Raw genomic sequence first — 19,006 nt, 5'->3', positions numbered from 1 at the left:
ACTATCAAGGTACTTCAAGACTTGAAGGAGTGCTAGTCTGCTGATGTGGACATTCTGGAGGCGACCCTGCGCTTGCAAGAACTTGCACTTCGGATCAACGACGAGTTTCTGCCGTATGCCACGCGGGAGGGCCTGACACTCGTTACGGCGCATGCACTTTGGAAAGTTCACCCGGATCGAACCGACCTGACGATGTCCGAGGTTGCCGCACAACTGGGATGCAATGCCTCCAACGCCACATTCGTCGTCAAGCAATTGGAAGCCCGCGGTTTCGTCGAACGGACCCCCGACCCGGTCGACGGGAGGCGCAAATTCGTCGGATTGACCGATGACGGAGCGCGCGCACGAGGACGCCTCGGCCAGGCGTTGACGTCCGTCAGCCCGCTGAAGAGCCTGGCCGTTGACGAACTGACGTTGTTCGTGAGCACTCTGGACGTACTCAGCACGGTGCGGTGATCGCGCCGGCTACAGCGTCGAGCGTCACCTCGTGCGCGAGTGCCGACCTCACAACTGAGGTCGGGCACTCGAGCCGTTCTCGGGCCTCGGCTACCTGCCCGCCAGATCGCTTTCGTCTCGCAACGCGGAGGTGTTGCGGTCGAGGGTTTTGCCCTCGAAGAATGCGGGATGGCGGAACCTCATGACGATCATCAGCACAGCGCCGAGGACGAGGATGCCGAAGCCGAGGAAGAACACGAGTCCGATGCCGCCGATCGAGGCTCCGCTGGCGTTGTCGGGATTCATGCTCTCGCCGAGTGATATGACGAAAACGGCGAGCAGCATGAGGCCACCGAGAAGTGGAAACAGGAAGCGGAAGACAGTGTTACGGACACTGTCGAACAGCCTGCCGCGGAAATACCAGATGCAGGCAAAGGCCGTGATGCCGTAATACCAGCAGATCATGATGCCCAGGGCCGCGATGGTGTCGATCAGAGTGCGCTCGGACAGGAACGTGACCACTGTGTAGAACCCTGCGGTGATGGCCCCTGCGACGACGGTTGCGTAGGAAGGCACCAGGAAGCGAGGTGACACTTCGGCGAATTTCTTGGGGAAGGCACCATAGGAACCCATCGCCAGCATCGTTCGCGCAGCCGGAAGGAACGTGGTCTGCAAGCTCGCCAGTGAGGACACCAGCACGGCCAGGAACAGCAGCAGCCCGCCCCATTTACCGAGCACCGGGTCGGCCAGAGAGCCGAAGACGTTCTCGGCGTTGTCCGGGTTACCCAGGCCCAGGCCGTCCTCGCCTACCCCTGCGTACATCATGGCGGCCACCGCGACGAGGAGGTATGTGAGCAGAATGGTTGCCACGCAGAGCAACCCGGCGCGGCCGGGCGTCGTCTTCGGGTTCTTCGATTCCTCGCCGAGCGTCAGGCACGTATCCCAACCCCAGAAAGCGAAGATGGATCCCGTGAGTCCGATGACGAACGCACCGACAGCCACGCCGGTGAACGGGTTGAACCAGTCCAAGTCGAAAGTGACCTCGCCCGGGGCGTCTCCTGCTCCGACATGAATCAGCGCAACGACGGCGAAGACGACGAGGAGAACCATCTGAAAGCCGACCGTGACGATCTGCAGCTTTTCGCTCGTGGTGATGCCTCTGCTGGCAATCCAGGTAGCCGCTGCGATGAACACCAGCGTCGTACCGACATTGACGAACTTGTTGCCCGGTAGATCGGCGATCGACGGAGTGTCGAACAACTTCGCTATGAACAGATAGAAGAACTGCACCGCGATGGCCGCAAGATTGGACAACACGATGATCGTCGCAATCACCATGCCCCACCCACACATCCATCCGACGTAAGGTCCGAATGCTTTGGTCGACCACGTGAACGACGCGCCGCAATCGGGAGACTCGGAGTTCAGCTCGCGGTAGGCATAAGCGGTGAGAAACATCGGAACGAAGCCCGCGATCAGGATTGCCGGCATTTTCAGACCTACGGCCGCGACGATCAGACCGATGCTTGCCGTCAGAGTGTAACCCGGTGCGACAGAGGAGATTCCGAGTATCGCACCGGAGAAGGTGCCGACTGTGCCTGTCGCCAGCCCCTTGGCGCTGACTTCACCTGCAGTGGGCGAGGGCCCGCTTGCGTTCTTGCCCATATTCGAGCCTTCCGTCGACGGATTCATGATTCGAACTCCTGCTTGGGGACGACCACCATGGGAACGGGCAGGACGCGAAGCATCTTCGCTGCCGTCGAACCGAGAAAGAGTCGGCGCGGTTGGGCAAGGCGGCTGGAGCCGACCATGACGAGGTCGCCGTCCTGCCAGTCGAGCGTCCGCACCGCAGACTCGACGGACGACCCGTCCGCGATGGTCACCGATATCGGAAAATCCTCCGGCAAGGTGGATTTCGCTTCGTCCACGAGGACACGTGCGTGCGCGACGGCCCGGTCACGCGCGCTGTCGTAGCTGTCCCGGGCATCGCGAAGATCGTTGCGGGGGTCGAGCGCAACCAGGGACACGAGCCGCAGTGGAGTGTGCATTCTTTCGCAGGTGCGTACCGCCGTCCGCAGCAATACATCTGCTCCCGTCCTGGTTCCGAGTGCGCAGGTCACCTGACGAATCTCCCGAGCAGACGAGTGCCGGGTGCCGCGCGGCGCGAGCGCAAGCGGCACGTGTGCCGAATGCAGCAGTTCGGTCGAGACCGAGCCGACGGAATGCCGTCCGAGCAGGCCGTCTCCGGACGCACCCACGACGATGGCCGAGGCCCCCAGCCGAGCCACCTCGTCCAGCAGTCCCTGGGCGAACGAGTCGTTGAAACTCGCGTGCACGGCGACCTCGATGTCGGACGGCACCAACGATTTCGCCTCGTCGAGCCAGCCTTGCGCTCGTGTGACCAGGACGTCCTCGTAACCGGTTTCGGCGGGGACTCTGGACGCAACGGTGCGGTCCGGCGGTAGGACCATGCAGATGTCGAGTTGAGCACCCAGGCTGCGGGCGAGCTGCACCCCGAGGGTAAGACCGTCCTTACCGCTGGGGGTGGCGAGATATCCGACGATCAAGCGCATGGGGACGGCTCCTTCGTTTCGATCGAACAGGTAGAGGTAGTGCTGAAATGGTCACTCCGCAGGCTTCGCTCCTGCATGAAATAGTCACTCCGCAGGCTTCGCTCCTGCGAATCATCGGCACCGAGACAGGGCGAGCGACAGCTCTGCGCTCACCACGCACACTTGCGAATTGCTCAGCCCTTCCACGCTGTGGAGTTCACCGACCATCTGGGCCAATCGTTCGACGGAATTGGTGTGCACAGACTGCCACGCTGCAACGGCGTCGGTAGCAGAATCGGTGTGTACCGCCTCGGACAGGACCTGTTCGGTCATGTTGTGCCAGTGCTCACGAATCGCATCGACCAGAATCGCGCTTGCCATGGCGTCCCAGTAGTCGGCTCCACCGGAGGCGACAGAGGAGCGTTCCACCAACCGGTCGAGACCCACGACGCGGCCGAATTCGAGATACGTCTGCGCCACGTGCGCTATCGGTCGGGCAAGCGACCGGGCCGTCGTCTCCAATGCGAATGCCTCGGAGAGGATTCGAAGTGTGTTCTGATCGACGACGAGATCGCCGGTCAACTCCGGCAACGATTCTCGGAGTTCACGTACCGGCCGCGTTAGGCGTTCGATCGTCTCCAGAGGCGTCGAATGTTCGTCGCGGTTCCGCAACAACCACGACGTGGTCCGCTCGATCAGATCCTGAACACCGAACTGCAAAACCAGCCTGGTGCTCTGCGGGATTCCAGGTAGATCGGCAACGATGTCCCACAGGTGGTCGATGTCGAAAACCTGGCGCACGACGGCATACGCGACCGCGATATCGGCAGTGCTCACGCCCAGCCTCTCCTCCAGCCGGTGAATCATGCCGGGCCCGACGCGGTCGATCATGTGTCCGGTCACGACGACCGCCACGATCTCCCGCGCCAGTGGATGCCTGCGAATGTGGTGAGGAACCAGGACACGGATCGATTCTGGAAAATAGCCGGCGAGTACCCCGTCGAACACCGGGTCGTCCAATAGGGGAGAGGCGAGCAATTCGGTGGCCACCAGGTTCTTCGACTGCGCCAACAGCACCGCGATCTCGGGCCGAACCAGTCCCTGCCCCAAGCGATGTCGAGCCCGCAACTCGGCAGGCGAGGGAAGAACCGCAGCGACTCGACTGATTCCCGCGTCGCGTTCGAGGTTGTCGATCAACCGTTCGTGCCGGCCCAGCAGGAACGGCGCGTGGGCCTCGGCGAGGCTGATCGCCAGGGTCTGCGATGCAGCATCTGCAAGCACCGACTCGGCAACCTCGTCCTGAACCTGGGACAGCGCTCTGTTGCGCTCGGTGACGGACAGCTCGCCGTCCGCGACGGCCGCATCCACCGCGATTTTCAGATTCACCTCTCGATCGGAGGTTGCGACGCCCGTGGCGTTGTCGATGAAGTCGGCGTTGACGCAACCCCCGGCAAGGGCGAATTCGATTCGAGCACGCTGCGTGAGGCCGAGATTGCCACCCTCGCCCACCACCCGGGCCTGCAGTTCGGACGCGTCGACGCGAACGGAATCGTTGGCCGGATCGGCGGAGTCGGAGTGTCCCTCGGTCGAGGCCTTGACGTAGGTGCCGATCCCTCCGTTCCACAGTAGATCCACCGGGGCGGTGAGCAGCGCCTCGACGAGTGCATTGGGGGAGAGGGAGCCGACATCGATTCCGAGTCGTGCCTGCATCTGCGGTGACAGTTCGATGGACTTGACCGAACGGGGCCACACCGCACCGCCCGACGACAGTGCCCTGGTGTCGTAATCTGCCCAGCTGCTTCCGGCGATCGATGCCAGCCGTTCCCGTTCGCGGTACGAGACCTCAGGGTCGGGGTTCGGATCGAGAAAGATGTGCCGGTGATCGAACGCGCCGACGAGTCGGATGGCGTGGCTCAGGAGCATTCCATTGCCGAACACATCACCCGACATGTCTCCGATGCCGACCACCGTGAACGCATCGGTATCGACGTCGATCCCTTTCTCGGCGAAGTGGCGTCGTACCGACAGCCACCCGCCGCGTGCGGTGATTCCCATGGCCTTGTGGTCGTAGCCCGCCGAGCCTCCCGAGGCGAACGCATCCCCGAGCCAGAAGCCTCGGCGGACTGCAATGCTGTTGGCGAGGTCGGAGAATCGGGCAGTCCCCTTGTCGGCGGCAACGACGAGATACGGGTCGTCGCCGTCGCGGATCACCGTGCGCGTCGGATGCACCACCGCGCCGTCGACGACGTTGTCGGTGACATCGAGCAGTGCCTCGATGAAATCGGTGTAGGCGTTGCGGACACCTTCGGGAGTCGTCTCCGTTCGAACCACGAAAGCGCCCTTGGCACCCATCGGCACGATCGGTGAATTCTTGACGTGTTGCGTCTTCATCAGATCGAGTACTTCGGTGCGGAAATCGTCGTGCCGGTCCGAATGACGCAGGCCCCCGCGAGATATCGCACCGCTCCGAACGTGACTCCCCTCGACGATCGGCGAGTGCACGAAGATTTCGCGGTACGGGGTGACGGCCGCAGAGAGGGACAATCGTGCCGGGTCGATCTTGAACGCTGCGGGTGGGGCGCCTACCGTGCGGTCGTGCTGAAACCAATTGGTGCGCAACACTGCCGAGAGGAAAGAACGCAGTCCTCGTAACAAGCGATCCTCGTCGAGTGCCGAGGTGCGCTCGACAGCGGTGTCGAGAATGTCCTCGGCGGCAGCCGTCAGCCTGTCGCGGTCGGTCACGTCGGGATCGAATCGTGCATGGAAGAGTGCGCAGAATCCTCGGACGAAGTCGCTGTGCCGCAGCAGTATCGAGACCACAGTGGGTTCGGACAGCTCCAGCCCTACCTGGCCGAGATAGCGGGCTGCGGCGCGAACGAGAACGGCGTCGGTGAACGGGATGGACGCCGATGCGATGAGGCGAGTGAAGCCATCGACCTCGAGATCGCCCGATGCGGCGGCCTCGAATGCAGCCCGCAGCAGGTTCGGAGTTGCTGCGGACCAATCGATTTCATCGGTACTGAAACCGAATCTGTGAACGAAGGCGTCGCTGTCTTCGCCCGACGGCAACAACTCGTGGTTCGCCACACGTAGCCCGAGATCGGCGAACAATGCGACCAGATCGGCGAGAAGTGGAGCGCGACGCTGCCACTCCAGGATGGCAACGGGCATCTGTTGGTCCGCAGTGTCGATGAACCGCAGCCGCACACCGCTGTCCTCCCGGACTGCACCGGCACCGCTCATTTGTTTCTCCTGACCATGCTCGACGAGGGTGAGGCGACGCTCACTGTCGGCTAAGTCTGGCTGAACGAGACGCACGACACAGCTGACGAAATGGACAGCCGACGTCCTCGGACCGCTCCATTCCGGTCCTTGTGCTGCTTCATCACCCGTTCCGCAGCGCCTCGTCGATTCGTGCTCCCACGGCGGCGGCACCGGCCGAGGTCATGATCGTGCCGGCATGGTCGAGTTCCATCATCGGGGTGATCGAGGTCAGGTCGAGCGCATCGATGTCTTCGGGCGAGTACATCGGTGCCGAGTTCTTACCAATGCTCCACTGCGCGTGTAGGAATCGAATCGGCATCGTCAGTTCTCGAAACCGTGACTCGCCGAAGAACACATCCTCGGCGTCGGAGACGACTGCCTCGGTCGACAGCCGCACCGACCCGTCGACCAGATCGTGTTCGGCGTACGTCCGCAGGAGTGGATCCGCCGGGTCGAGAAGCGGCAGCGACGTCGACACCAAGAAGTCGACGTATTCGTCGACGGCGTCGAAATGCTTCTGAGTTCGAGCAATTCTGTCCGCGAACACAGCTCCGACGGTCTCGCGGGTGAGACCGGCGGGCGGTGCCACCGGAACGCCTCCGTCGACCAGAACGAGACTCTTCACTCGAGATGGATACCGGGCCGCGAACTCGACTGCCACGAATCCACCCATGGACATTCCGCACACGTGTGCAGCGTCGAGTCCGAGGGCATCCATGACGGCGTCCAGGTCGTCTGCGTGCCGAGCGAGCGACGACGGCCCCGTGACCTCGACGCTGTCGCCCCTGCCGCGCAGATCCGGCGCGACCAGTGTCAGGTGCGGCGACTCCGCCCGCAGCCAACCCCACAGCATGCGTTGGCTGGACACGCCGTGCACCACGAGGACGGGCTCGCTGGTGCCGGTGTGTGTTTCGACGACGAGATCTCCGCCGGGTACCGCTGTTCGATCGATGGTCATGGTGCCGACAGTAGGGGAAGCCGGCTCCAGGGGGGATGGACTCTTCGCCCACTGCGCACGTCGAAATATGGATGAGTCGTCCGCATCGGGGAGGGCACCGTCGCTGGACGGAGTAGGGGATGTAGAACACCGAGCGGTACACGTCCGGGCCACACGACCAGGCGGTACGTTGCTGGTGTGGACCACCCGGGCAAAGGATCGAGGTGCACGTAATTCCGGTCAGCGAACCGCTGGCCAGCGGGTCGAAATAGTCGAAACCGGGTGCTCATGGCGGGTTCCAGCTGGGTCGAGGCCGGCCTCGGTGTCACTGAGCGGACCTTTCACATGGCGACCAGATGAATATCTCTCCACACTGATCGCTATTCGACGGCGCTCGTCGTCCTTGGTGTTCGCAGGAGGAGTTGAAATCTATGGTGCCACGTACGCAGAGCAGCGCATCGACGACTGAGGGGTCGACCGAGCTCGCGCAGGGAAGTCTGAATGTCGCTCACATCGTGTTCATGGTGATGGCCACGGTTGCGCCCGCCGGAGGCGCTGTGGCAATTCTGCCGCTCGCCATCGGACTGGGGGTAGGTATCGGTACACCCGGAATGTACGTGTTCGTACTGGTGATCATGCTTCTGTTCGCCGTCGGTTTCACCCGGATGGTTCCCTATGTGCAGAACGCCGGAGCCTTCTTCGCCTACATCGTGCGAGGGCTGGGGCGTCCCGTCGGCTTGGCCGGTGCCTACATCGCTACCAGTGCCTACATCGCGCTGGCATGCGCCACCAGTGGCGCGATGGGTTTCTTCGCCTCGGGTAGCGCCAACAAGATTTTCGGCATCGATCTTCCATGGTGGGTCTATACCTTGGTGGGCCTGGTGATCGTGTTCCTGCTCGGCTATCGCAAGATCACGCTTGCTGCAGGCGTACTCGGAGTGGCCCTCGTCGTCGAGCTCGTGGTCATTCTGGTGCTCGACATTGCGATCATCGCGCGAAACGGGATCGGCAGCTTTCCGATGGAATCGTTCAGTCCCAGTCAGGTTTTCGTTCCCGGAGCCATCGGCGTCGCGATGATTTTCGCGTTCTCGTGCTACCAGGGCTTCGAAGGGACAGCGATCTACGCGGAGGAAGCACGCGATCCGAAACGCACCGTTCCTCGTGCGACGTACATTTCGATGGGGTGCATCGGCTTCTTCTTCGTCCTGACGTCCTGGGCATTCCTGGCCAGTTCGAGTGGTGCCACCGCCGCGGCAGCCGCAAGCCCGGGCACCTTCGTCTACGACCTCAGCGACGAGTTCGTCGGTTCCGCGTGGACAACGACACTCGAGGCGTTGATCGTGACGAGTTGCTTCGCCGGAGTGCTTGCCTTCCACAACGCAGCGTCACGGTATTTGTTCGCACTGGGCCGGGACGGCTTCCTGCCGCGGTCGATGCGAACCCTGCACCCGCGCCATCAGTCGCCGGTGGTTGCCGGTTCGACGAGCTATGTGATCGAAACGGCGGTCGTCATCGTCTTCGCCGTCGCCGGGCTCGACCCTCTGACGACCCTCACGTCCGCGCTGACCGGTTTCGGAGCGGTCGGTCTGATGGTCCTGATCACCACGACATCGCTGGCAGTGCTGGTGTTCTTCGCTCGGCAGCGTCGATTCGGTTGGGGCCACACGGTTGCGCCGGCCCTGGCGCTGATCGGTTTCGGAGCAATCACATATTTCGCGCTGTCCAACTTCTCGGCCATCACCGGTACCGATTCGGTGATCATCAACGGTCTACCGTTGCTGCATCTCGCGACGATCGTGGTGGCAATCGGGGTTGCGCTGTACGCACGCAAGAACCGGCAGGACACCTACGCGAACATGGGCCGAACCCTTGTCGACTGAAGCCGTGCTCGACGACACCACGACCCTCGTGCGCTTCGGCTACGCCGACACCCCGCTCGGTCAACTGCACTATGCAGAAGCCGGAGTCGAGGGAGTCCCGTTGATCTGCCTGCACCAGACCCCGCGTTCGTGGGACGAATTCGCCGAGTTGATGCCCCTCGTCGGCCCGTCCCGTCGCATCATCGCCATGGACATGTACGGATTCGGTCAGTCCGCCAAACCTGTTGGCCCGCAAACGATCGAGCAGTATGCCTCGGGTGTTCTGCATCTAGCGGATGCGTTGGGTCTCGATCAGTTCTCGGTGATGGGTCACCACACCGGGGCCGTGGTCGCGGTGGAGGTTGCCAGTGCGGTACCAAGTCGGGTGAAGTCCGTGATCCTGTCGTCGCCGTCCTACACCGGCCCCGAATACCGTGCCGGTCATGCCGACGGCCCCGGCGTCGACGTCGCGGAAATCGACTCGCACGGTGGCCATCTCACGACGTGGTGGGGCCAGCGAGAACCGTATTATCCGCCGAATCGCCCGGACCTACTCGATCGCTTCGTGCGCGACGCGCTTGCGCCGGGGGTGGATCCGGCCGAGGGACATATCGCGTGTTCGCGGTACGTCATGGAAGATCGGATCGGCGAGGTGACGGCCCCGGTACTCATCCTCGGTGGCGACGCGGACCCGTTCTCCTTCCCCGATGTCGGCCTCGTGCGGGACGGTCTCGTGCAGGCAGCGACGGTCGACATCGTGGTCATCGAGGGCGGCACCATTCCCATGGTGGAGCAACTACCGACACCGGTGGCCGACGCGGTCGTCGGCTTCCTCGACACGCACACGCCCAAGGATCGCTGAAACCGACGTCGACGAGCTCGAACGCCGGTGTGCACAATGCACACCGGCGTTCGAGCTTGTGCGCTGCGACGGTCAGGGTATTTCGGAGTCCCATTCCTGCACAATGAATTCCGCTGTTCTGCGTGCGTAGGCTTCGATCGACACCATGGGGTTCACCCCAGGCGCAGTGGGTAGTGCGCTCGCGTCCGCGACATAGACTCCGGAACAATCGTGGAGGCGACCGCGGCCGTTCACCACCGATGTCGTCGGGTCGAGGCCGGTAGGGCAGGAGCCGCTCTGGTGTGCCGACAACGTCAGGATGTCCGCGGCGTCCAGGCTGCCGAGCGTGTCGAGAAATGCATCGAAGTCCTCGCCCTGACGCCAGCGTGGGTCGGACGGAAGGAACGTGAAAATTTCTTTGGCACCCGACGCCCGGAGGATGCGCGCGAGTTCCTGATGCGTACGGCGGACGACTGCCAGGTCGACCGGATCATCGAGACCCCATGTGACGACCGGCATTCCGTGCGCGTCGCCTTCCACACGTCCGGAGCCGTGATCTCGAACGAAGCCCCAGACTCCGGAGACGTGTTCGAGGCGTAACTGCTCCTGCTTGTGTTGCTCACCGGAGTGCCACGGTGTGAGACCCGTCCAGAAGCCGAGGCCCATGGGCGCGGCTTCCACGACGAATCCGTGTTCGCCTTCCACGTGCTCGAAGTCGTGACTGACGCTGGTGAGAATCTGCCCGGCCCAACCCTTCACGACCTCGTCGTACACTCCGCTGACGAAGTACGAGGGGTGAACGTGCAGGTTTCGACCGACGCTCGGCCCACCCAGCCCGGAACGTTGCAGCAGAACGGGCGAGGCGAGCGCGCCCGCGGCGACCACGACGATCGGTGCCTCCACCAGTACGTCGCGGTCTCCGTCGGGAGTGTTCACCACCGCTCGGACGCCGACTGCGCGGCCATCGGCGTGCACGATTTCCTGGACGTCGCACTGGGGTAGCAACTGCGAACCCGAGTCACTGGCATCCTGAAGGAAAGTTTTCATCGTGGATTGTTTGCATCCTACGAGGCAACCGGCATTGCACTCGCCGCAGAATCGGTCGTCGTTGTCTTTGGCGTTGCGTGCCAGGGTATTTCGATGGAGTCCGGCAGCGTCGAGGCCGCGATTGAGAATTCGGTTGACGCTGTTGTGCACGGTATTGGCGGGTACAGCGTTGATCCGCTGCATCACCGATTCGATGTGCGGGCCGAATTCGTCCGAGGACGCGCCCTCCATGCCTGCCTCGACCCATTCGTCCAGTACGTACTCGGGCGTCGGGAGACACGCCATGGAGTTGACCGTGGTTCCGCCACCGACAGTCGAGCCCGCCAACAGGCCGACGCTGGCATCGGTCGACCAGACGAAGCCACCGCCGAGATACAGATTCGGAAACGACAACGCCTCCAACTGAGGCAGATCGGGCTCGTTCCGATAGCCACCTTTCTCCAGTACGAGAACCTTCATACCCGCGGCCGCAAGACGGGCCGCGGCAACGCCGCCGCCCGCACCGGAACCCACGACCACCGCATCGACCGTCAACGTGATCGACCCGTTGTCGGGTAGCTCGGCCACGGTCAAGGTCTTCGGAAACTGCACTGCGGTCGGCGGTTCGAGCAACGGACCGGCAAAGCCGAGGGCCGGCCACGTCGGGTTCTTCGACGCCTCGTCCGGCACGGTGTAGAACATTGCCAACACCGTGCTCTGCACTATCAGAGCGCCAGGACGAGTCGACGGGTCGGCGAGCACCGTCAGCCACTGCTCGTCGCGGCGATCGGGCGAGCTGTCCGCGAACGATTCCGACAGGGCGTCGAGGGTGCGGCCTACGAGGATGTGCACATGTGGGGCCCAGAGTGGGAGGACCGAGTCGAGAATCTGGTCCACGGCGAGATCGGAGGCACTCGTGCTCCAGAACACCTGCTCGTCCGTCGAGGCCGAATGTGGCGCAGAGATTCGCGGAATCAGAGTGTCGCAGAGTGCGGCCAAAACACGGCGGTCCCAGGATGATCGTGCGGAATCGACAGTCACCAGAACTCCTTTCAGTCAGAATTCGCCAGTGTCCACCTGGACCATCGATCGCAGGGCCCGCAGTCTCGGTGAGCGAACCGGCACAGCGTGATCGGGGCAGATGCCCCGCGATACTGCGTGCGGCGGCCGCCCGGGCGGAGCTCGCGACACAGAGGCCCGGCTGCCTCGAGGACCGCTGAGCAAAACATCGAGCTGCGCGCTCGACCGCACACTGGTTGTGTAGGAAGCACACGCTGGCGACTCGAGATCTCGACCAGATGAATGCTATGAAAGGAACACCCGTGCGTCATCCGCTCTTCGATTCCCTGACATCCGACGAGTTTCGCCGCGTCGCAGATGTCGTTCGTCGTGAGGCCATCGCAGAAAGGCCGGGGTTCGCCGCGGTCTACACCGACGAGCCGGACAAGCGACTGCTCCGCGAAGGTCACGAGATCGCCCGTCGCGCAAGGGTTCTGTTGGTCGATCGTGCGTCCGGAACGACGCACGATGTCGTCGTCGATCTCGATGCCGACGCCGTGGTCTCGTCCTCCGTTATCACCGACGGTGCTGCACCCGTCCTGCTCGAGGAGTTCGATCTTGCTCCCGACCTGATCAAGCAGGATCCGCGATACGTCGAGGCGCTTGCGCTGCGCGGCATCACCGACATGGACAAGGTCCAGATCGATCCGTGGGGCGTCGGCAACATGGCCGTGCCCGGCGTGCTCGATTACCCCGTCGACGGCAGGCGTCTGGCCGGCTCGGTCTCCTACTACCGCGATTTTCCCGACGACAACGGGTACGCGCACCCCATCGAGGGTGTCATCGCTGTGGTCGATCTGGTGGCGCTGAAGGTCATCGACGTCCACGACTTCGGCGTGCGGCCGATGAACGTCGAGCAGGCCAACTACACGGCGGACGCGAACCAGCCGATGCGCTCCGACGTCGCCCCGCTCGTCATCACTCAGCCCGAGGGCGTCGGATTCAAGATCGACGGCCGCGAGCTCACCTGGCAGAAGTGGCGCTTCCGGATCAACTGGCATCCGCTCGAGGGACTGGTGCTGCATGCGGTGGAGTACCTGGACGGGGACGAGTACCGCTCGGTTCTGCACCGCGCGTCCCTGGGCGAAATGGTCGTACCCTACGGCGACCCGTCCAAGGAGCACTTCTGGCGCAGCGCATTCGACGCCGGCGAGTTCGGCCTCGGAAAGCTCGCCAATTCGCTTCGACTCGGCTGTGACTGCCTCGGTGAGATCGTCTACCTGGACGCGGAGAATGCCGGTGAGAACGGTGAACCGACCACTATCGAGAATGCGATCTGCATCCACGAAGAGGACGCGGGCATTCTGTGGAAGCACACCGACTGGATGACCGGCAAGGTCGACGTACGTCGCTCGCGTCGCCTGGTCGTCAGCTTCATCGCCACCGTCGGCAACTACCACTACGGCTTCTACTGGAACTTCTACCAGGACGCCTCCATTCAAATGGAGGTCAAGCTACTGGGGATCGTGCAGACCCGCTCCGTCGAAGAGGGTGAGACCTCTGCGCACGGCACCCGGATCGCCAAGAACATCGTGTCCAGCTACCACCAGCATCTGTTCTCGTTCCGGCTCGATACCGAAATCGACGGATGGCAGAACACTGTCGTACAGAACGATGCCTACGGGGTGCCTGTCGGCCCGGACAATCCCTACGGCAACGCAATCGGAGTCAAGAAAACGGTCATCGACCGCGAATTGACCGGTGACGACCACACCAACACGCAGTCGTCTCGCAGTTGGCAGATCATGAACACCGCCAAGAAGAACGCCTGGGGCAATCCGGTCAGTTACAAGTTCCTGCCCGGTTGGTCGTCGGCAACGATGCTGGCGCAGGATCCCTCATTGATTGCCAAGCGAGCCGGTTTCGGCACCCGCAACATGTGGGTGACGCCGTACTCGCCCGCTGAAATGCGCCCCTCGGGTGACTTCCCGAACCAGAGCCGCTCCGGTGACGGTCTTCCCCGATGGACTGCGGAAAATCGCGCGACCGACAACACGGATGTGGTGCTGTGGCACACCCTGGGAGTGACACACATTCCGCGCGCCGAGGACTGGCCGGTCATGCCGACCGAGGTCGTCGGTTTCCACCTGCTGCCGGTGAACTTCTTCGACAAGAACCCGGCGCTGGACGTGCCTGCTTCGTCGAGTGCACACGGCGGGAGCACTGCAGACGACCAGCCGGGCGAAGCGTCGTGTCACTGACCCTCGGGCCTGTGGTGGGCATGCCACCCGGGCGCGAAAGAACTAGGGCTGGAGTCGATCTCGTCGATGCCGTCCTCGCCGCTGTTGCGATTCTGTGTCTGGTGGTGCACGTCGTGTTGCTCATCGTCACGGGCACGGCGATGCTCGGCATGGTTGTGCCGATGCTCGTTCTGTCCGGCCTGTGCGTGGCGTTCACGTGCAGGAAGGGCAACGGCCACCGCGTACGCGAGTACGCGGTGACCGCCGGTTTCGGTATCGCGATGCTCACTGTGCACTGGGCATTGATGTCGACGTCGCTGGGCCACTCGAGCCACACGGCGGCGGAAAGCGGCGCCATGGATCACGCTGCGATGGGGCACGGGGCGATGGACATGGCAGGCTCCGGCAGTGTTCTGTCCGCGCAGTCGTTCGAGGGATTGATGCAGGCCGGGTTGTTCTTCGCAGCCCTTCAGATCGTGTTGGCAGTGGGCGCATCGGTGCGTGCACTGCGTGCCGGCGGTGAATAGATCCATCGCCGCGACCGAGAGCGAACACGGAAACTCCGGTGCCGACGGCACCGGAGTTTCCGCGTCCGCGGTGACGGCACCGTCGGGTCGGGGCCGTCTTCGCTTGGTCGTGATGCTCGGTGCGCTCACCGCACTCGGTCCGTTCACCGTCGACATGTATCTGTCGGCTTTTCCCGTCATCGCAACCGAATTCGCGATATCGGAGACGGCGGTGCAGTTCACCCTGACCGGCACTCTGATCGGCTTCGCTGTCGGCCAATTGGTGATCGGTCCGATGTCGGACGCACTGGGTAGGCGACGTCCACTGATCGTGGCGTCGCTGCTCCATGTTGCGGCCTCTCTCGGGTGCGTGGTCGCGCCGGGTATCGAGGTGCTGGCAGTGCTTCGGGTCCTGCAGGGTTTCGGAGGTGCAGCCGGAGCTGTCCTCGCCATGGCCGTGGTGCGAGACCTCTACCAGGGCAACGCCGCTGCGGTCATGATGTCCCGGCTGATGCTGGTGATGGGCGTGGCACCGATCCTGGCACCGTCGATCGGTGGCCTGGTCGTCGAAATGTCGACGTGGCGCGTGATCTTCGTGATCCTTGCAGCTCTGGGCCTGACGGCGGTCGCGATCGGTGCGTTCGCGATGCCCGAGACCCTGCCCCCGGCGGCGCGGCAGCAGAACAGTGCGCGCACGGTTCTACGCAATTACGCGCGCCTCGGCACGGATCGAGCCTTCGTCTCGATGGTGCTCGTATGTGGCCTGGGCCGGGTGGTGATGTTCGCGTACATCTCTGCCTCGCCGTTCGTCCTACAAGGTAGCTTCGAACTCACTCCGCAGCAGTTCGGAATCGCTTTTGCCGCAGGCGCAGTCGTGTTGATCGGAGCTTCTCAGCTCAACGTCGTCGTTCTTCGTCGATGGACAACTCGAACCGTTCTGCTCTCTGCGCTGTTGATCGGCACCGTCGTTGCCGTCGTGTTCGTGGTCTTGGCGGCGACCGATACGGGCGGGTTGATCGGTTTCGGGGTGCCGGTACTGCTGATCTTGGCGGTGATGGGCACGGTCCTACCGAACGCTCCGGCGCAAGCACTGGCCGGCTACGGGTCCCTGGCCGGTACCGCGTCGGCCTTGATCGGCGGCGTCCAATTCGCCTTCGCAGCGGCAGCCGCACCCGTCGTCGGTCTCCTCGGCAACGACGCCCTCGCAGTGGCGACCATGATGGCTTTCGCGGCGTCGGTTGCCTTGGTGCTGGTTCTCGTCGGCACCGGACCGACGGTGAGGACCGCTGAGCGAGACGCAGTTGTTGCCGGTGACGCCCCCGTGTCCGAAGCTTGCGTCGTGACTGTGAGCCAGAACAACATCGAGGCCGCCGCCGAGCGGCTGAACCACGCTGCGAACAGCGGCGAGCCCTGCGAGCCGGTCCGCGACCTGATCGGCCGTGACGACGTGACGGCGGCGTATGCGGTACAGGAGATTCTCAACAACGAGCGTCTGGATTCCGGAGCGGTCGTGGTCGGCCGAAAGATCGGTTTGACGTCGAAAGCCGTTCAGTCGCAATTGGGTGTCGACCGTCCCGACTTCGGAATGCTGTTCGACGACATGGCCTACGGTGCCGACGCCGTCATTCCCGCCGAGCAGGTGTCGCAGCCGCGTGTCGAGGCCGAGATCGCCTTCGTATTGCGCGAAGATCTGGCCGACGGGCCTCTCGACGCAGATCGCGTCAGACGAGCCACCGATTACGTGGTCGCCGCCCTCGAGGTATGTGGTAGCCGAATCAGCAACTGGGACATCAGCTTTGCAGACACCGTGGCCGACAATGCGTCGGCGGGTGCCTACGTACTCGGTGATCGGAAAGTGTTGCTCGGGGATCTGGACCTCACCGAGGTGCAGATGACCATGTCGATCGACGGAACTCAGGTGTCCGAGGGCACCGGTGCCGCCTGCCTCGGCGATCCGGTCGCAGCCGTCGTCTGGCTGGCACAGACCGCGGCAGACCTCGGTCGGCCGCTGCGTGCCGGCCAGGTCGTTCTGTCCGGAGCTTTGGGACCGATGCGGGCGGTCGCAGCAGGACAGTCGGTCACGGCCACCCTGACCGGCCTCGGATCGGTGAGCGCTTCCTTCCAGTAGTAAACCGGGACAACCCTTCTCCGTGTATCGCGCTACGGAAGCGGGTTGTACTCGCAACGTGTCACGTCAGAAGGAGAACAATGTCGTCCATTCTCTCGTCGGAAACAGCCCGCGCGGCTTTCGTCCCCAACGGGGACTATCAGCAGTTCATCGGTGGCGACTGGGTGAGCGCCCGTAGCACCTTCGAAGCGGTCGACCCCAGCGTCGGAAGCCCGTGGGCGGTCCTGCCGCAGGGCACGGCCGAGGACGCGGAGTCCGCCGTGGCGGCGGCCGTCCGCGCCTTCGGGCAGTGGCGCAGGACGACGCAAGATCAGCGACAAGCAATCCTGCTGTCGATCGCGGATCGCTTCGAGGCCGACGGCGACCGTTTCGGTGCCTTGTTGGCGACCGAGAACGGCCGACCGGTCCGCGAAGCAGGAATTGCCGACATCCCCACGGTGGTGGCAATTTTCAGGTTCTACGCCGGCGTCATTCGCGCATTCAACGGCGAGCAGATTCCGCTGTCGAACCCCGACACCCTGCTCTACACCAAGCGCGAACCTCTCGGCGTGGTCGCGGCGATCATCTCGTGGAATTCGCCGTTGATCACCTTCGCCAACAAGGTGGCACCCGCGCTGGCCGCCGGCAACACGGTCGTCGTCAAGCCCTCGGAGTACGCGTCTGCGAGCATTCTCGAGTTCACCCGGTTGATCGGTGACCTCCTGCCGGCCGGTGTGCTGAACATCGTCACCGGTCTCGGCCCCGAGACGGGAGCGGCTCTGGTCTCGCACCCCGACGTCGCCAAGATAACGTTCACCGGAGGTCCGGACACTGCACGGGCAATTCTCGGTTCCGCAGCGCGCACACTGCGGCCGAGTTTGATGGAGCTCGGCGGCAAGGGGCCGATGATCGTCGCTGCCGACGCGGACCTCGAACTCGCGGTTCAGGACGCGCTGATGGGGATCTATCTGGCCAACGGTCAGGCGTGCATCGCAGCCTCGCGTCTACTGCTGCACGACGACATCCACGACGAATTCGTCGAGCGATTCGCTGCGGTGGCCCGAAGGATCAAGGTGGGCGACGCGACGGATCCGAGCAGCGAGATGGGACCGCTGGTGTCGGGTCGTCAACTCGAACTGGTCAGCGCACACGTCGAGCGGGCGCGCGCGGAGGGTGTCTCGGTGGTCGTCGGAGACGAGCCACTCGACCTGGACGACTCTCTGCACGGTGGGTTCTATCATCGTCCGGTGCTGCTGGCCGATCCGAAGGGCCAGGCCACGATCGTGCGGACCGAAGTCTTCGGTCCGGTGACCGTCGCGGAACGCTACCGAACCGACGAAGAAGCGATCACTCGCGCGAACGCATCGCCGTACGGCTTGGCGGCCGGGGTCTGGACACAGAACCTGCGCCGCGCGCATCAGTTCGCAGATCGCCTGGACGCGGGAATCGTGTGGGTGAACCGATGGTTCGATCTGCCGCCCGGGATGCCGATGGGCGGCCGAGGTGACAGCGGGTTCGGACGTGAGTTGTCGTTCGAGACGCTCCGTGAGTACTCCGCAGTCAAGTCGGTCAACATCGATCTCGGAGGCGATCGACCACCACTGTGGGGATTGGCCGGGCAGTAGCGACGCGGTCGTCGGTAGCGTGGTTTGCTGTGAGGATGAACGCTGCCGACGACTCGACGGAACATGAATCCGATCAGTCCACCAGGGATCGACTGCTGGATGCGGCCATCGATATCGCCGGTGAGACCGGTGTACAGGCCGTCACCTACCGGGCCGTGGCTGCCCGGGTGGGCATGGCGCACGGCTTGGTCCGGCACCATTTCGGCACCCGGGAGCAGTTGCTGATCGAAGCGTTTCGCCGAGCGGCGGAACAGGATTCGGACGACGTCGGGCTGGAGGCGAACTCGATCGACGAGTTTGCCTCCAATCTCGTTCCAACACTGAATAATTCGCGTAAGCGCCAGTTGCTTCAATACGACGAGACCACTCAGGCGGTCCGCGGTAATCTACCGATCGAAAACGTGCGTGGACTGTACCGGCGGTATGCGGCTCAGGTCCGACACACGCTCGACAATGCCGGCGTGCCCGACCCCGACGGCAGCATCTCGGAGCTGGTGTTCTCGGCACTGGACGGACTCGTGATGCAGCACATGGTCTTCTCCGACGACGACAGGACCTCGCAGCTGCTGGAGCAGCTGCGAGAAGTCCTCCGGCGTCTGGTCGCGAGCTGATCGC

General features: G+C 63.5%; 13 protein-coding genes and 1 pseudogene. 9 read left to right on the top strand and 5 right to left on the bottom strand.

Annotation, left to right across the window (positions count from 1 at the left end):
* The first annotated feature begins 45 nt into the window (after window positions 1–45).
* Window positions 46–456 (top strand): MarR family winged helix-turn-helix transcriptional regulator, encoded by a 411-nt coding sequence (locus CH268_RS23485; protein WP_052056790.1) that lies wholly within the window; start codon window positions 46–48, stop codon window positions 454–456.
* 90 nt (window positions 457–546) lie between these two features.
* Here CH268_RS23485 and CH268_RS23480 read toward each other — a convergent pair whose 3' ends face one another.
* The 4 genes from CH268_RS23480 to CH268_RS23465 form a co-directional block, all read right to left on the bottom strand.
* Window positions 547–2,100 carry an APC family permease gene (locus CH268_RS23480; protein ID WP_032383980.1) on the bottom strand — a complete coding sequence of 518 codons (1,554 nt, stop codon included), beginning with the start codon at window positions 2,098–2,100 and terminating at the stop codon, window positions 547–549.
* Between the two features lie 23 nt (window positions 2,101–2,123).
* The gene (locus tag CH268_RS23475; RefSeq protein WP_094666046.1) at window positions 2,124–3,008 is read right to left on the bottom strand and encodes a universal stress protein; all 885 of its coding nucleotides are present in this window, start codon (window positions 3,006–3,008) and stop codon (window positions 2,124–2,126) included.
* Between the two features lie 111 nt (window positions 3,009–3,119).
* Window positions 3,120–6,230: an NAD-glutamate dehydrogenase domain-containing protein gene (locus tag CH268_RS23470; protein WP_094666045.1), complete on the bottom strand. Its 3,111-nt coding sequence runs from the start codon at window positions 6,228–6,230 to the stop codon at window positions 3,120–3,122.
* A 142-nt stretch (window positions 6,231–6,372) separates the two neighbouring features.
* Window positions 6,373–7,209 carry an alpha/beta hydrolase gene (locus CH268_RS23465; protein ID WP_094666044.1) on the bottom strand — a complete coding sequence of 279 codons (837 nt, stop codon included), beginning with the start codon at window positions 7,207–7,209 and terminating at the stop codon, window positions 6,373–6,375.
* Window positions 7,210–7,619: 410 nt separating this feature from the next.
* On the opposite strand from CH268_RS23465, the gene CH268_RS23460 reads away from it, so the two are divergent.
* Both CH268_RS23460 and CH268_RS23455 read left to right on the top strand, forming a co-directional pair.
* Window positions 7,620–9,068, top strand: coding sequence for an APC family permease (locus CH268_RS23460; protein WP_032385621.1), 1,449 nt, complete (start codon window positions 7,620–7,622; stop codon window positions 9,066–9,068).
* Between the two features lie 4 nt (window positions 9,069–9,072).
* Window positions 9,073–9,909, top strand: coding sequence for an alpha/beta fold hydrolase (locus CH268_RS23455; RefSeq protein WP_255182486.1), 837 nt, complete (start codon window positions 9,073–9,075; stop codon window positions 9,907–9,909).
* A 72-nt stretch (window positions 9,910–9,981) separates the two neighbouring features.
* Here the strand turns inward: CH268_RS23455 and CH268_RS23450 are convergent, their stop codons facing one another.
* The gene (locus CH268_RS23450) at window positions 9,982–11,955 is read right to left on the bottom strand and encodes a GMC family oxidoreductase (RefSeq protein WP_141215186.1); all 1,974 of its coding nucleotides are present in this window, start codon (window positions 11,953–11,955) and stop codon (window positions 9,982–9,984) included.
* Between the two features lie 281 nt (window positions 11,956–12,236).
* On the opposite strand from CH268_RS23450, the gene CH268_RS23445 reads away from it, so the two are divergent.
* The 6 genes and pseudogenes from CH268_RS23445 (at window position 12,237) to CH268_RS23425 (ending at window position 19,002) form a co-directional block, all read left to right on the top strand.
* Window positions 12,237–14,174 (top strand): primary-amine oxidase, encoded by a 1,938-nt coding sequence (locus CH268_RS23445; protein ID WP_167325245.1) that lies wholly within the window; start codon window positions 12,237–12,239, stop codon window positions 14,172–14,174.
* A complete protein-coding gene (locus CH268_RS23440) occupies window positions 14,165–14,680 on the top strand; it encodes a hypothetical protein (RefSeq protein ID WP_048319512.1) in 516 nt (171 codons plus the stop codon). The genes CH268_RS23445 and CH268_RS23440 overlap by 10 nt, the downstream gene beginning before the upstream one ends.
* A pseudogene (locus CH268_RS28100) lies at window positions 14,655–15,905 on the top strand (multidrug effflux MFS transporter); the annotation flags it as partial. The gene CH268_RS23440 and the pseudogene CH268_RS28100, both read left to right, overlap by 26 nt.
* A 75-nt stretch (window positions 15,906–15,980) precedes the next feature.
* A complete protein-coding gene (locus tag CH268_RS28330) occupies window positions 15,981–16,787 on the top strand; it encodes a 2-keto-4-pentenoate hydratase (protein WP_255182497.1) in 807 nt (268 codons plus the stop codon).
* Between the two features lie 80 nt (window positions 16,788–16,867).
* Window positions 16,868–18,391: an aldehyde dehydrogenase family protein gene (locus CH268_RS23430; protein ID WP_094666041.1), complete on the top strand. Its 1,524-nt coding sequence runs from the start codon at window positions 16,868–16,870 to the stop codon at window positions 18,389–18,391.
* 35 nt (window positions 18,392–18,426) lie between these two features.
* Window positions 18,427–19,002 carry a TetR/AcrR family transcriptional regulator gene (locus tag CH268_RS23425; RefSeq protein ID WP_032385616.1) on the top strand — a complete coding sequence of 192 codons (576 nt, stop codon included), beginning with the start codon at window positions 18,427–18,429 and terminating at the stop codon, window positions 19,000–19,002.
* The last annotated feature ends 4 nt before the right edge of the window (window positions 19,003–19,006 follow it).

Source organism: Rhodococcus sp. 06-1460-1B (assembly GCF_002258475.1).
Classification (GTDB): Bacteria; Actinomycetota; Actinomycetes; order Mycobacteriales; family Mycobacteriaceae; genus Rhodococcoides; species Rhodococcoides fascians.
Note: the sequence above shows the minus strand (reverse complement) of the source record. Positions and strands in the feature narration are given on the sequence as shown.